The organism is Lacticaseibacillus parahuelsenbergensis (genome assembly GCF_030770265.1).
GTDB classification, from domain to species: Bacteria; Bacillota; Bacilli; order Lactobacillales; family Lactobacillaceae; genus Lacticaseibacillus; species Lacticaseibacillus casei.
This window is the reverse complement of sequence record NZ_CP132482.1, coordinates 2,541,435-2,554,948: the sequence shown is the minus strand read 5'-3', so window position 1 is coordinate 2,554,948 and position 13,514 is coordinate 2,541,435. Positions and strand designations below refer to the sequence as shown.

Genomic DNA, 13,514 nt, shown 5'->3' with positions numbered 1-13,514 from the left:
AATTGCCGAGAACACAGCGTATTTGTATGAGTTTCTAATTTAGAAATTCGCATCGCATAACCGCTGACGCAAGTCAGTACAGGTTAAGTTACAAAGGGCGCACGGTGGATGCCTTGGCACTAGGAGCCGATGAAGGACGGAACTAATACCGATATGCTTCGGGGAGCTATAAGTAAGCTTTGATCCGGAGATTTCCGAATGGGGGAACCCAGTACACATCAGTGTATTGCCTGCAAGTGAATTCATAGCTTGTCGGCGGCAGACGCGGGGAACTGAAACATCTCAGTACCCGCAGGAAGAGAAAGAAAACTCGATTCCCATAGTAGCGGCGAGCGAAGTGGGAAGAGCCCAAACCGAGAAGCTTGCTTCTCGGGGTTGTAGGACTGGACATTGGAGTTACCAAAGTTCGACGTAGTCGAAGTCAGCTGGAAAGCTGCGCCATAGAAGGTGAAAGCCCTGTAAGCGAAACGGCGGACCCTCCGTCCAGGATCCTGAGTACGGCGGAACACGTGAAATTCCGTCGGAATCCGGGAGGACCATCTCCCAAGGCTAAATACTCCCTAGTGACCGATAGTGAACCAGTACCGTGAGGGAAAGGTGAAAAGCACCCCGGAAGGGGAGTGAAACAGTTCCTGAAACCGTGTGCCTACAATTAGTCAAAGCCCGTTAAAGGGTAATGGCGTGCCTTTTGTAGAATGAACCGGCGAGTTACGTTTGCCTGCGAGGTTAAGATGAAAAGTCGGAGCCGGAGCGAAAGCGAGTCTGAACAGGGCGAATGAGTAGGCAGATGTAGACCCGAAACCAAGTGACCTACCCATGACCAGGTTGAAGGTGTGGTGAAACACACTGGAGGACCGAACCCATGTATGTTGAAAAATGCTGGGATGAGTTGTGGGTAGCGGTGAAATTCCAAACGAACTTGGAGATAGCTGGTTCTCTCCGAAATAGCTTTAGGGTTAGCCTCGGAGGATGGATCATGGAGGTAGAGCACTGTTTGAACTAGGGGCCCATCAAGGGTTACTGAATTCAGATAAACTCCGAATACCATCGATCTTACTCCGGGAGTCAGACAGTGAGCGATAAGGTCCATTGTCGAAAGGGGAACAGCCCAGATCACCAGTTAAGGTCCCTAAATTTATGCTAAGTGGAAAAGGATGTGGCGTTGCACAGACAACTAGGATGTTGGCTCAGAAGCAGCCACCATTTAAAGAGTGCGTAATAGCTCACTAGTCGAGTGGCACTGCGCCGAAAATATACCGGGGCTAAGCATAATACCGAAACTGTGGGTGCACCCGTCAGGGTGCGCGGTAGGAGAGCGTTCTAAGGGCGTTGAAGGTCGATCGTGAGGACGGCTGGAGCGCTTAGAAGTGAGAATGCCGGCATGAGTAGCGAAAGATCAGTGAGAATCTGATCCACCGTATGACTAAGGTTTCCTGGGGAAGGCTCGTCCTCCCAGGGTTAGTCGGGATCTAAGGCGAGGCCGCAAGGCGTAGTCGATGACAAGCAGGTTGAGATTCCTGCACTAGTTTATTTTGTTTAAGCGATGGAGGGACGCAGGAGGCTAAGGAAAGCGCACGGCTGGAAAAGTGCGTCCAAGCCGCAAGTCTGGTGGCGAGTGAAATGCTTGCGACCATAAGGACAAGCGGTGATGGGGAGCGAAATTAAAGTAGCGAAGTTCCTGATGTCACACTGCCAAGAAAAGCTTCTAGTGAGAAATAAACTACCCGTACCGCAAACCGACACAGGTAGTCGAGGAGAGTATCCTCAGGTGAGCGAGCGAACTCTCGTTAAGGAACTCGGCAAAATGACCCCGTAACTTCGGAAGAAGGGGTGCTGACCGCAAGGTCAGCCGCAGTGAATAGGCCCAAACAACTGTTTATCAAAAACACAGGTCTCTGCTAAATCGAAAGATGATGTATAGGGGCTGACGCCTGCCCGGTGCTGGAAGGTTAAGAGGATGAGTTAGCGCAAGCGAAGCCCAGAATTGAAGCCCCAGTAAACGGCGGCCGTAACTATAACGGTCCTAAGGTAGCGAAATTCCTTGTCGGGTAAGTTCCGACCCGCACGAAAGGCGTAATGATTTGGGCACTGTCTCAACGAGAGACTCGGTGAAATTATAGTACCCGTGAAGATGCGGGTTACCCGCGACAGGACGGAAAGACCCCATGGAGCTTTACTGTAGCTTGATATTGAGTGTTGGTACCGCTTGTACAGGATAGGTAGGAGCCGTAGAGATCGGAACGCTAGTTTCGATGGAGGCGTTGGTGGGATACTACCCTAGCTGTATGAACACTCTAACCCGCGCCACTAATCGTGGCGGGAGACAGTGTCAGGTAGGCAGTTTGACTGGGGCGGTCGCCTCCTAAAATGTAACGGAGGCGCCCAAAGGTTCCCTCAGAATGGTTGGAAATCATTCGCAGAGTGTAAAGGTAGAAGGGAGCTTGACTGCGAGACTGACAAGTCGAGCAGGGACGAAAGTCGGGCTTAGTGATCCGGTGGTTCCGTATGGAAGGGCCATCGCTCAACGGATAAAAGCTACCCTGGGGATAACAGGCTTATCTCCCCCAAGAGTCCACATCGACGGGGAGGTTTGGCACCTCGATGTCGGCTCATCGCATCCTGGGGCTGTAGTCGGTCCCAAGGGTTGGGCTGTTCGCCCATTAAAGCGGTACGCGAGCTGGGTTCAGAACGTCGTGAGACAGTTCGGTCCCTATCCGTCGCGGGCGCAGGAAATTTGAGAGGAGCTGTCCTTAGTACGAGAGGACCGGGATGGACGTTCCGCTGGTGTACCAGTTGTGCCGCCAGGCGCATCGCTGGGTAGCTATGAACGGAAGGGATAAACGCTGAAAGCATCTAAGTGTGAAGCCCCCCTCGAGATGAGATTTCCCATTCCTATATGGAAGTAAGACCCCTGAGAGATGATCAGGTAGATAGGCTGGAAGTGGAAGTGCAGCGATGCATGGAGCGGACCAGTACTAATCGGTCGAGGACTTAACCAAGTAGAGCGTGAGCAGGAGCGCTTAGGAACCGGAGCATAAGCGGGCCTGAGTTCGTTGGCCGGGTTTTGGCCAATGGACTCAGGGTCCTTATGAGGAGGTTTCTGCGACTGCGAACGCGTTTCGATGAAATACGCCGATTCTCAGCAAAGCAAACCAGCAACAATGATAGCCAGTTTTGAGAGCGCAAAGTTCTCATAAGTGTGGTGGCGATAGCAAGAAGGATACACCTGTTCCCATGCCGAACACAGAAGTTAAGCTTCTTCACGCCGAGAGTAGTTGGTGGGAAACTGCCTGCGAGGGTAGGAAGCTGCCACGCTTACATATGGAGGATTAGCTCAGTTGGGAGAGCGTCTGCCTTACAAGCAGAGGGTCACAGGTTCGAGCCCTGTATCCTCCATTGAGCCGTTAGCTCAGTTGGTAGAGCAACTGACTTTTAATCAGTGGGTCGACAGTTCGAGCCTGTCACGGCTCATTTAACCCACCTTTTGCGGGTGTGGCGGAACTGGCAGACGCGCTAGATTTAGGTTCTAGTGGTTTTTGACCGTGGGGGTTCGAGTCCCTTCACCCGCATCGTATCTTGAACGGAATGCTCGGGTCTTTGAAGGCCGCTCCTCGGTCATAATTGAATAGGTTTGATATGCGGAAGTAGTTCAGTGGTAGAACATCACCTTGCCATGGTGGGGGTCGCGGGTTCGAATCCCGTCTTCCGCTTTTCACTTTATGCCGGGGTGGCGGAATTGGCAGACGCACAGGACTTAAAATCCTGCGGTCAGTGATGACCGTACCGGTTCGATCCCGGTCCTCGGCATTTTGTTGAAGCACCCATAGCGCAACTGGATAGAGTGTCTGACTACGAATCAGAAGGTTGTAGGTTCGACTCCTACTGGGTGCATCGTCGATCGCCTATGAAGCTAAGCTGGCGCCGATCAATTTAATATGCGGTATGCGGAAGTAGTTCAGTGGTAGAACATCACCTTGCCATGGTGGGGGTCGCGGGTTCGAATCCCGTCTTCCGCTTTACCGGGAAGTAGCTCAGCTTGGTAGAGCACTACGTTCGGGACGTAGGGGTCGCAAGTTCGAATCTTGTCTTCCCGATTCTTGGATCACGAAAAATCGTGGTCCTTTTTTCGTTTTCAAATGCAGAAATTTGTATAAACTGACCAATGCCAGTATAATGTGTAATAGTCAAGATTGGTCAAAGTCAAAAAGGATTGAACGACATGCAGCGTGAGAATATTTCGGACATTATTGAGGCTTATCTAAAAACGATACTGGCACAGGAGGCCGCCGTTGAAATACGGCGAGCCGAGATTGCGCGTCGTTTTAATTGCGTTCCTTCGCAAATCAATTATGTCATTAAGACCCGGTTCACACCGGCTCGCGGCTACATTGTTGAGAGTAAACGTGGTGGCGGGGGCTACATTCGCATCGTGAAGGTCAAATTGACAGATGATCAGGATTTCATTCAAATCATGCGGCAGCACATTCCCAAGCGCTTGCGGTTACGCGATGCACGTGATTTGATTCAGGAACTGTTTGACAATGGCCTTATTTCCCAGCAATCAGGTAATTTGTTGTTGGCGGTCATGAATCATGAGACTTTGGGCATTCTTGATCAAGGGACAGAAGAGCATTTACGGTCGCGCATGTTCCTTGCATTTTTGGATCGTTTGCGGTATGAAAGATAGAACAGTTTATAATTAGTTTTCTAAAAAGGAGCGTGCTTATGGACAACTTATTTACCCCTAGTGCTAAAAATGTTTTGCTTTTAGCCCAGGAACAAGCGAAGTATTTCCATCATCATGCTGTAGGCACTGAACATTTGCTTATGGCGCTGGTTATGGAAAAAGATGGAATCGCTGGTAAGACGCTGCGTCAGTTAGGGGTCACAGAGAATGATGTCCATGACGAGATCGAGCGCTTCACAGGGTATGGAACTGTTGATGCCGCCGGTCAAGCTAGCGATAGTTATTTGCCTTATTCACCAAAGGGTAAGGAAATTCTGGCGTTTGCCGGCGACGAAGCAAAGCGCTTAGGTGCTTTGAAGATCGGCACCGAGCATATTCTGCTGGGGTTGCTTCGTGAAGACGATATTTTAGCCGCGCGGATTCTCCAGAATCTGGGCCTCAGTCTTTCGAAGACACGACAAATGGTGTTTAAGAAAATGGGCATTGCGGACACCGCTGCCAAACGCCGGCCAATGGCGCGTGGTGGTGCCCGCCAAGATAGCCAAGGGACCCCGACACTTGATGGCCTTGCGCGCGATTTAACCCAAATGGCGCGGGAAAATCGGATGGATCCGGTGGTCGGCCGCGAAAAGGAAGTTCGGCGTCTGATTCAGATTCTGGCCCGGCGCACCAAGAACAACCCAGTGTTGATTGGTGAACCAGGTGTCGGGAAAACCGCGATTGCGGAAGGCTTTGCCGAAAAGATTGTCGCGGGCAAAGTTCCGGATGACATGCTGAATAAGCGACTGATGATGCTTGATATGGGCTCACTGGTTGCAGGCACAAAGTATCGTGGTGAATTTGAAGATCGCCTGAAGAAAATCATTGATGAGATTTATAAAGATGGCAACGTCATTTTGTTCATTGATGAATTGCACACGCTGATCGGTGCCGGGGGTGCTGAAGGGGCCATTGACGCTTCCAACATTCTCAAGCCGGCCTTAGCTCGTGGCGAGTTGCAGTTGATCGGGGCAACAACCTTAGACGAATATCAAAAGTATATTGAAAAAGATGCTGCTTTGGAACGGCGGTTTGCGACCATCCAAGTCGATGAACCAACGGAGGAAGAAGCAGAACAGATTTTGAAAGGGCTGCGTCCACGGTATGAGGCGCATCATGGCGTCACCATTACTGATGAAGCTTTGCATGAAGCAGTTGTTTTGTCCTCACGTTACATTACAACGCGCTTCCTGCCTGACAAGGCGATCGATTTAGTTGACGAAAGTGCTGCCAAGGTACGATTGGACAAAGCTAATGTCGAAACCAAGTCTGACAAGCTTCAGGACGAATTGGCTAAGTTAGTTGCCGACAAAGAAGACGCGATTGATCATCAAGACTTCGAAACAGCGGCTACCATTCGCACCAAGGAAGCGGACGTTAAGGCCAAACTTGCTGATACGCCGGAACCCGTGAACGAAAGTGGCGTTCGAACCGATATCAAAGTGACAGGTGCCGATGTAGCAGAAGTTGTGTCACAATGGACTGGTGTGCCGGTTACCCAGTTGCAAAAGAAGGAGTCCGAACGTTTGGTCAACCTGGAGAAGATTCTCCATCAACGGGTTGTTGGTCAGGATGAAGCTGTTTCCGCAGTTGCACGGGCCATCCGCCGGGCACGTTCTGGATTGAAAGATCCTACCCGCCCAATTGGTTCCTTCATGTTCCTTGGGCCAACTGGTGTCGGGAAAACCGAGCTGGCGAAAGCCCTAGCTGAAGCGATGTTTGGATCAGAGGATGCCATGATTCGGGTTGACATGTCCGAATACATGGAGAAATTCAGCACCAGTCGTCTGATTGGCGCGGCACCAGGTTATGTCGGTTACGATGAAGGCGGCCAGTTGACGGAAAAGGTTCGCAACAAGCCATATTCCGTTGTGCTGCTGGATGAAGTCGAAAAGGCGCATCCGGATGTCTTTAACATTTTGCTTCAAGTCTTGGATGATGGCTACTTGACCGATGCGAAGGGGCGTCGGGTTGATTTCCGTAATACGATTTTGATCATGACCAGTAACATCGGGGCAACTGCCATTCGCGACGATAAAACGGTTGGGTTTGGCGCCAAAGATCCAACCGCAGACTTCAAAGCCATGAAGAGTCGGATGTTAGATGAATTGAAGAAGAGTTTCCGTCCTGAATTCCTGAACCGAATTGATGAAACGGTTGTCTTCCACAGCCTGAACAAGGAAGAGCTGCATGAGATCGTCAAGATCATGACCAAGACCGTGCTCAGTCGCATTAAGGATCAGGGAATCGATGTCAAAATTACGCCAGCAGGCATTGATGCCATCGCGGCTGCCGGATTCGATCCTGAATACGGGGCACGTCCGATCCGACGGGCTTTGCAAACGGATGTTGAAGATCAACTGAGCGAACTTTTGTTGACAGGCCAAGCGAAGACTGGTGATTTGATTCAAATCGGTGCCAAAAAAGGCAAGCTAACGTTTACTGTCAAGGAAAACAAAGGCAAGCATAAAGAAAATGGTGCATCGAAGGAACCGGTTAAGGCGTAAGCGATAGGTCATTGACCTTTCGTAACACTGAAACTGGTCGGTAATTAAGTAGAAAATTAAGAGGCTCCAAGATCCCGAATACTAACGGGATCTTGGAGCCTCTTTTTTTGTCTTTGCGGGTTAGCGATTGCGGTCTTCTTCCGTTGCCTCTAGCCGGCTGATAAACACACGATTACGATCACGGCGCGCTTTGCGAGCGGTACGACGCTCAGGGTAGCCACTGAATAAGAGTCGTTCTTCTGCAGTTACCGGAGTGAAACTCGGCAGCGGTGTTGTTTGACCATCAACGACCACATAGGTGCTAAAAGCTGTGGTTGCCAAATAAGTCTTTCCGGTCGTTAACGTTTCTCCCATGACTCGACAGAAAACCTCAATTGATCTGGTACCGACTCCGGAGACGAATGCTGTCAGTGTGACGCTATCATTGGCAGCAATTGGATGGCGAAAATCTACCGAGTCAGTCGAAGCCGTAACCACAATTCGCTGACTGTATTTAACCGCCGCAATTGCGGAAACATCATCAATATAACTTAACAACTTACCGCCGAACAAGGTGTTATGAGCATTGGTGTCGCCAGGCAACACCAAGCGGGTCTGAATCACTTGGCGATCAGTCAAAATGCACCCCCTTTAGCGAAATGAGCTTACTTGGATAACCGCGAACCAGCAGTCAAACATTACGCAGTCGCCTCTGCAGTTTCTTCGTCTGGAATCATCTCATAAATGCCGGCTGCTCCCATGCCGCCACCAATACACATCGTGACCAACCCATAACGGCCGCCGGTGGCCTGCAAGTAGGAAAGAATCTTGCAGGTCAAAATCGCACCGGTTGCTCCCAACGGATGGCCAAGTGCCAAGGCACCGCCTCGTGGGTTGACTTTGTCGACAGGCAGATTGAGCTTATCAATGCAGACAAGCGACTGAGAGGCAAACGCTTCGTTTAATTCGATACTGTCCATGTCATCAATGGTTAAGCCTGTCCGGGCCATCACTTTTGGCACCGCATAGATCGGGCCAAGTCCCATAACGGCCGGATTGACGCCAGCTACGGCATAACCGACAAAACGGGCAATTGGCTTAACCCCTAACTCGGCAGCTTTGTCTGCTGACATCAAGATGACAAAGGCGGTCCCATCACTTAATGGTGAAGAAGTACCGGCTGTGACCTGACCACCATCTTCTTTAAAAGCGGGCGGCAAAGCGGCTAGTTGATCCATCGTTAGATTGCCACGGACCCCTTCATCTTTGTCGAAGACTTTAGTGTGACCTTCGATGTCGCCATAGTGAACAGGAATAATCTGATCATCAAAAGCATGAGCTTCCTGAGCCGCTGCAGCTTTATGATGACTGTGCATAGCAAATTCGTCCATTTTTTCGCGTGGCACCTGGAATTTTTCGGCAACTACTTCGGCGGTTAGCCCCATTGGCATATAGTCTTGAGGCTTTTCAGCTCGTAATGTCGGATTGATACCGGCCATATCAAAGGACATTGGTACCTGGCTCATGGATTCAACCCCGCCCGCAACAATGATATCAGCTTGATTAGCCATAATGGCGTTGGCCCCGGTTGCGATAGTTTGAATTCCTGATGAACAGAAACGATTAATGGTTTGAGCGGGTACCGAGTCTGGCAGGTTGGCGCGTTGAGAGATCATTCGGGCTACATTGAGTCCTTGAACATCTTCAGGTAATGCACAACCGACCATAACATCATCAATATCGTTGACGTCTAGTTGGGGAACTTTATTCAAAACTCCAGTCAAAACTTCTGCGGCATAATCAACCGGGTGTTCATTCGTCAAAGCACCTTTCAATGAGCGCCCTACGGCAGAGCGACCATAAGCGACAATGACAGCATCTTTTGTTTCAGGCATTTTATTTTCCTGCTATATAAAACGTGGAAGAATGTCTCTTTGACACCAATAAAGGTTTTATATATTTCCTTTCTTGATTGACAATCCTACATTTCATTTAGTCCCGTCAACAACGGTATTCCCACTCTGAAATAATTCATCATGACAGTGACCGTCTCCTGAACTTTAAGGGTATAGCCTACCCCGTAACCTTTGATTTCGCATAAGCTATCAGATTTTCAACCGCATTTTCGTCTCGCCGCAACTTCACCCCGCACTGGTAACAATGATAATCATCGTGACCGGTCCGGTATTTCAAGTTGCCACTCAGCGTGATGCGTTCATCAGCGGTTTTCACATAACCGCAGCGGGAACAGCGCTGGGTGCTGGGATAAAACCGATCCGCTAGCACCAACGTATTCCCATACCAGTCAGCCTTGTACTGCATGATCACCCTGAACTTACCAAACAGTGATCGATGCAGGTTCTTCGCGAGACGTTTATTCATACGCATATGGTGATTGTCTAAATCTTCAATCCCAATTAGGTCATAGTCAGTGATAAGCTTCGTTGTAAACTTTTGCAGCAAATCCGTTTGAATCCGTTCAACTCGTTGGTATTGGCGCTTCAACTTGGTTCTCGTTATGCGATAAGCCGCGGAGTTAAAACGTTTGGGATTTACTTTCCGTTTGCGGGCTAATTGGCGCTGATAATGAGCAATGCGGCCATAAATTCTTGGTAATCGCTCAGGTAAGGTGGACTGGGTCGCATAGCCAGTGGCCGTTTGATAGTCAAACTTGCCGATGTTGACATCAACCCCAGTAACCGTTAGAACCGGCCGCTTTTCAATAGAAGTTGGAACCTCAATTGAAAAGGAGGCATAGTAACCATCGGCATCTTGAACGACGCAAACTTGTTTCAATTCGCCTTGCCAGCGCGGTTGCTCAGCCAGTTTGATGTCGTACCACGTTCCAGCACCATGAGGTTTATCTAAACGTAACCTGCCATTCACAAGTTGCGCCCGATCCGTCTTGAAAGTTTTGCGGGATCGTTTCTTAGATTTCCAGTTGGGCTTATCGTGATCTGGCATCTTCGGATTGAAGTAGTTCTTCCATGCCTTACCTAGATCCTTTACAGCAAGCTGCAGAACTCGGGCTGACTGCTCGTACTGCCAGTCGGCTTTATTCCAAACCAGTTCATTACGCACTTTGCGTTCATTAGGACGCAACGTTTTATCGGCCATCACTAGGGACGCATCGTACATGGCATTCCACGTTTCGAGGGCTTGATTCCAGCAAAACCGGCGATAGTTAAACAATCGCTCCAGTTCACACCGCATGGTTGCATTGGGATAGAGTTTAATCTTATGCGTTTTAATCAAAAGTTGTCACCTCCTCTCAATCAGCCGGTTAAACGCCACTTGAGAGGAAGCTCAGAGTAAGCGTTCAAACCAATATTGGCTAGCGGAACTTTGGTAAGAACCATCATACAGTACCGATTCAGGCTCTTGTCAATACATTTCGCTAGTTAACTTGGTTTGAACACACGGACAGCTTCCACTTAATTATTTTGTCCATGTTGTACCGCTTGATTCCATACTATTCGACATATTTGAGTGCTGTTAACATCCTCCTTGAGTGAGCGTGAACTGGCGCGGGTAGAAGCCGGAGCGTAAGCGGCCATGGCCAGGTTTAGGCTGGCTTCTGCGCTGGTGAGCGCGTTATAAATAGATGCACTCCAATTAAACTTCAACAGCTTCATCAGCAATTTGGCTGACTTTCAGATTATCTGCAACGTTAAAGTGTGCTCCTGTTTTGGCCCGCACTTCATCTAGTGTTGTTTTAGGTGAAATTTCGGTCAGAACCATTCCGTGATCCGTAATATGGAAAACAGCCAGTTCCGTGATGATCTTGCTGACGCAATGTGCGCCGGTTAATGGGAAGGTACATTCGTCTAAGATTTTAATTTGACCTTTGGCGGTGTGTTCCATCGCGACGATGACTTCCTTCGCGCAAGTGACCAAATCCATCGCACCGCCGAAGCCCACCAACATCTTGTTCGGGATGATCCAGTTGGCGATGTTACCTTGGGAGTCGACTTGCACTGCGCCGAGAACTGTGACGTCTACCTTGCCACTACGGATCAAACCGAATGCTTTGGCACTGTCGATGAATTGGCCGCCTGGCTTGATCGTTGCCGGCGAACCGCCAGCATCAAAAATATTGGGATTTTCCGGTTCGCCTGGTTTTGGTGCCGGACCGATATTAATGATGCCGTTTTCGCTTTGGAAGATAATGTGTTTGTCATCACTGATGAATTTTGGTATCAAGGTCGGAATGCCAATGCCTAAATTGACAATCTGACCATCTTCTAACTCATCGGCAACGCGTTTGGCGATATAAGTTCTACTGATCATGACGCATCCCCACTTTCACAATGCCATCGATGTAGATTCCTGAAACCGTGATGAGCTCAGATGGAATATCGCCCACCGGAACAATTTCTTCTGCTTCGACCACGGTATACTTCGATGCGGCCGGAACAAGTGCGCCAAAGCTCTTCATGGCACCTTCGATATAACAGTTGCCGTCGTAGTCGACTTTGGTGGCTTGCATGAAACCTACATCAGCATTTAAAGCTTCTTCCAGTAAATACTGGCGGCCGTTGAATTCTTTGACCTCTTTGCCTTCTGCCACCATCGTTCCGATGCCGACGGGGGTATAGAATCCGGGAATACCAGCACCGGCTGCGCGCAGACGCTCTGCAAATGTTCCTTGTGGCGTTAGCGTTAACTTGCCTTCTTTAAAGAACTTGGTTGCTGCGCGACTTGTGCGGACAAAAGTGGTGGTTAAGTGGCTTGCTCGTTCTGCAATTAACCGATCCAGCGTCGGCAGATACATGCCATTAGGTGCGTTTAAAGCAATATGCAAATCTTTGGCATCGCTGAAAAGATACAGCGCTTTCACCAGCTGAGCCGGATAACCCAGCGGTCCGAATCCGCCGAGGACGACAGTATCGCCGTCTTTAACTGGTTGGATGGCTTCAATTGGCCACATCAATTTATCTGTTTTTGTTTCGACAGCCATAACGAGACTCCTTTCTAAAAAAGCTTGCTTTCTTATTTCCATGGTTAGCATATGGAAAAGGCTTTAGTCATGGAATGACAAACCAAAATGAATGTTCAAAAATGGACATTTGTTTTTTCTGTGTGTTTAAAATCGGTGTTTCACAAGATCTGACAGCGATCAGGAAACAACGGTGCGATGATCGAGCAGCTGTTGCAATTCGGCTCTAGCCACTTCGAACGTCGGAATTGTGTGTGTTCTTTCAGCTTCGGTAATCAGTTTGACCACTAAATCATTAAACGGTGTTGCAACCCCGTGATCGCGAGCAGTAGCGGTGATTAAACCATTGATATAATCGACTTCGGTTTTGCGCTGTTTGTATAAATCCTGTAGCATACTGGCTTTGAGTTTAGCGCTAGCGCCGGTCATCAAACGGAGGGTTGCAATCTGCGTATCAGTAAAGTCGTCACCGGTTAAGCCAAAAGTGGCCGCCAAATCAACCCCTGACAACGATGTGAAAGTGATACCGTCTGCTTGCCCGACATTGAGACCTTCATTGAGGATGTGCAAAGCACTTTTCACACCGACGTCATCTTGAGCGACTTCCCCAAAAGTTCGATTCATGATGGTTGATAAGCCGCTAAAGGCAGCATTGACCAGCAGCTTCGACCATTTCGTTCCCATAAGGTCATTTGAAATCGGCGTCATTCCTACATGAGAGAGAATCGTTTGTACCAACTCCGTGCGCGGTGTTATGGTGCCGCCAATTTCACCGATCTGATAGGCGTGGGCTTTAAAACTATCGTAGGCGGTTGTCAGTTCAGTCACCCCTGGGCCAGCACCGGTCGCACCGAAAACAACCGACCCGGCAATTAGATTTTTCGCCGGAATATGCGTCAAAATATACTTTTCCGGAACGCCATTTTGTAAGGAAACTAAAGTGCCATCAGGCTTCAAAAGCTGCTTGACTGCTGGAATGACTGTCGCGTTGTCGACCTGTTTGGTATGCAACAGGATGAGATCGAATTGATCGGCCACTTCATCTGCCATCACCGCGGTAACAGGTGTGGTGAAGTCTGTTGTTCCGATGACATGTGCCCCCTCTGCATTTAAGGCAGCAACATTTGCTGGCCAAGTATCAATCAAGGTGACGTGATCTTTGCCATACGCCGCAGACAAGTAGGCGCCGGAAATGGTTCCGATCGAGCCCGCACCGTAAATGGCAATCTTTAATGTATCCATGGTTACATGTCCTCCTGTATTTTTGTCTCGATTAAGCCGCGTATTGCTCACTTATGCACAACGGCTGATATCAATTCATTAACACAAAGTCTATTATGATAGTAATGTAAGGGTTTACATT

General features: G+C 49.2%; 8 protein-coding genes, 8 tRNA genes and 2 rRNA genes. 12 read left to right on the top strand and 6 right to left on the bottom strand.

Features of this window, described 5'->3' with window-relative positions; all coding sequences use genetic code 11:
- Positions 1–81: 81 nt before the first annotated feature.
- The 12 genes from LACPH_RS11930 (at position 82) to LACPH_RS11875 (ending at position 7,233) form a co-directional block, all read left to right on the top strand.
- Positions 82–2,999 (top strand): 23S ribosomal RNA (locus LACPH_RS11930).
- Positions 3,000–3,198: 199 nt separating this feature from the next.
- Positions 3,199–3,315, top strand: a 5S ribosomal RNA gene (gene rrf / locus LACPH_RS11925).
- 8 nt (positions 3,316–3,323) lie between these two features.
- Positions 3,324–3,396 (top strand) — tRNA-Val (locus LACPH_RS11920).
- Positions 3,397–3,398: 2 nt separating this feature from the next.
- Positions 3,399–3,471, top strand: a tRNA-Lys gene (locus LACPH_RS11915).
- Positions 3,472–3,486: 15 nt separating this feature from the next.
- A tRNA-Leu gene (locus LACPH_RS11910) sits at positions 3,487–3,569 on the top strand.
- Between the two features lie 69 nt (positions 3,570–3,638).
- A tRNA-Gly gene (locus LACPH_RS11905) sits at positions 3,639–3,710 on the top strand.
- Between the two features lie 11 nt (positions 3,711–3,721).
- Positions 3,722–3,807: transfer RNA gene (locus LACPH_RS11900), tRNA-Leu, on the top strand.
- 10 nt (positions 3,808–3,817) lie between these two features.
- A tRNA-Arg gene (locus tag LACPH_RS11895) sits at positions 3,818–3,891 on the top strand.
- 53 nt (positions 3,892–3,944) lie between these two features.
- Positions 3,945–4,016: transfer RNA gene (locus tag LACPH_RS11890), tRNA-Gly, on the top strand.
- A gap of 4 nt (positions 4,017–4,020) precedes the next feature.
- A tRNA-Pro gene (locus tag LACPH_RS11885) sits at positions 4,021–4,094 on the top strand.
- A 125-nt stretch (positions 4,095–4,219) separates the two neighbouring features.
- The gene (locus tag LACPH_RS11880; protein WP_049170416.1) at positions 4,220–4,687 is read left to right on the top strand and encodes a CtsR family transcriptional regulator; all 468 of its coding nucleotides are present in this window, start codon (positions 4,220–4,222) and stop codon (positions 4,685–4,687) included.
- Between the two features lie 38 nt (positions 4,688–4,725).
- Positions 4,726–7,233: an ATP-dependent Clp protease ATP-binding subunit gene (locus LACPH_RS11875; protein ID WP_047105387.1), complete on the top strand. Its 2,508-nt coding sequence runs from the start codon at positions 4,726–4,728 to the stop codon at positions 7,231–7,233.
- A gap of 120 nt (positions 7,234–7,353) precedes the next feature.
- Here the strand turns inward: LACPH_RS11875 and LACPH_RS11870 are convergent, their stop codons facing one another.
- The 6 genes from LACPH_RS11870 to LACPH_RS11845 all read right to left on the bottom strand — a co-directional run bounded on the left by LACPH_RS11870 (position 7,354) and on the right by LACPH_RS11845 (position 13,393).
- Positions 7,354–7,851, bottom strand: coding sequence for an acyl-CoA thioesterase (locus tag LACPH_RS11870; protein ID WP_274785051.1), 498 nt, complete (start codon positions 7,849–7,851; stop codon positions 7,354–7,356).
- 59 nt (positions 7,852–7,910) lie between these two features.
- On the bottom strand, positions 7,911–9,107 hold the full coding sequence (locus LACPH_RS11865) for a thiolase family protein (protein WP_049170419.1): 1,197 nt from the start codon (positions 9,105–9,107) through the stop codon (positions 7,911–7,913).
- A gap of 178 nt (positions 9,108–9,285) precedes the next feature.
- Complete coding sequence (locus tag LACPH_RS11860) at positions 9,286–10,467, bottom strand: RNA-guided endonuclease InsQ/TnpB family protein (RefSeq protein ID WP_274785050.1); 1,182 nt, start codon at positions 10,465–10,467, stop codon at positions 9,286–9,288.
- A 360-nt stretch (positions 10,468–10,827) separates the two neighbouring features.
- Positions 10,828–11,502, bottom strand: coding sequence for a 3-oxoacid CoA-transferase subunit B (locus LACPH_RS11855; RefSeq protein ID WP_274785049.1), 675 nt, complete (start codon positions 11,500–11,502; stop codon positions 10,828–10,830).
- A complete protein-coding gene (locus LACPH_RS11850; protein WP_047105389.1) occupies positions 11,492–12,172 on the bottom strand; it encodes a CoA transferase subunit A in 681 nt (226 codons plus the stop codon). Before LACPH_RS11850 ends, LACPH_RS11855 begins: the two co-directional genes overlap by 11 nt.
- A 159-nt stretch (positions 12,173–12,331) precedes the next feature.
- Positions 12,332–13,393 (bottom strand): ketopantoate reductase family protein, encoded by a 1,062-nt coding sequence (locus LACPH_RS11845; RefSeq protein ID WP_274785048.1) that lies wholly within the window; start codon positions 13,391–13,393, stop codon positions 12,332–12,334.
- Positions 13,394–13,514 lie beyond the last annotated feature (121 nt).

Excerpts from the sequence above, each read along its gene's own strand:
- LACPH_RS11850 (WP_047105389.1), bottom strand. The coding sequence starts at position 12,172 with ATGGCTGTCGAAACAAAAACAGATAAATTGATGTGGCCAATTGAAGCC.
- LACPH_RS11845 (WP_274785048.1), bottom strand. The coding sequence starts at position 13,393 with ATGGATACATTAAAGATTGCCATTTACGGTGCGGGCTCGATCGGAACC.
- LACPH_RS11880 (WP_049170416.1), top strand. The coding sequence starts at position 4,220 with ATGCAGCGTGAGAATATTTCGGACATTATTGAGGCTTATCTAAAAACG.
- LACPH_RS11855 (WP_274785049.1), bottom strand. The coding sequence starts at position 11,502 with ATGATCAGTAGAACTTATATCGCCAAACGCGTTGCCGATGAGTTAGAA.
- LACPH_RS11875 (WP_047105387.1), top strand. The coding sequence starts at position 4,726 with ATGGACAACTTATTTACCCCTAGTGCTAAAAATGTTTTGCTTTTAGCC.
- LACPH_RS11865 (WP_049170419.1), bottom strand. The coding sequence starts at position 9,107 with ATGCCTGAAACAAAAGATGCTGTCATTGTCGCTTATGGTCGCTCTGCC.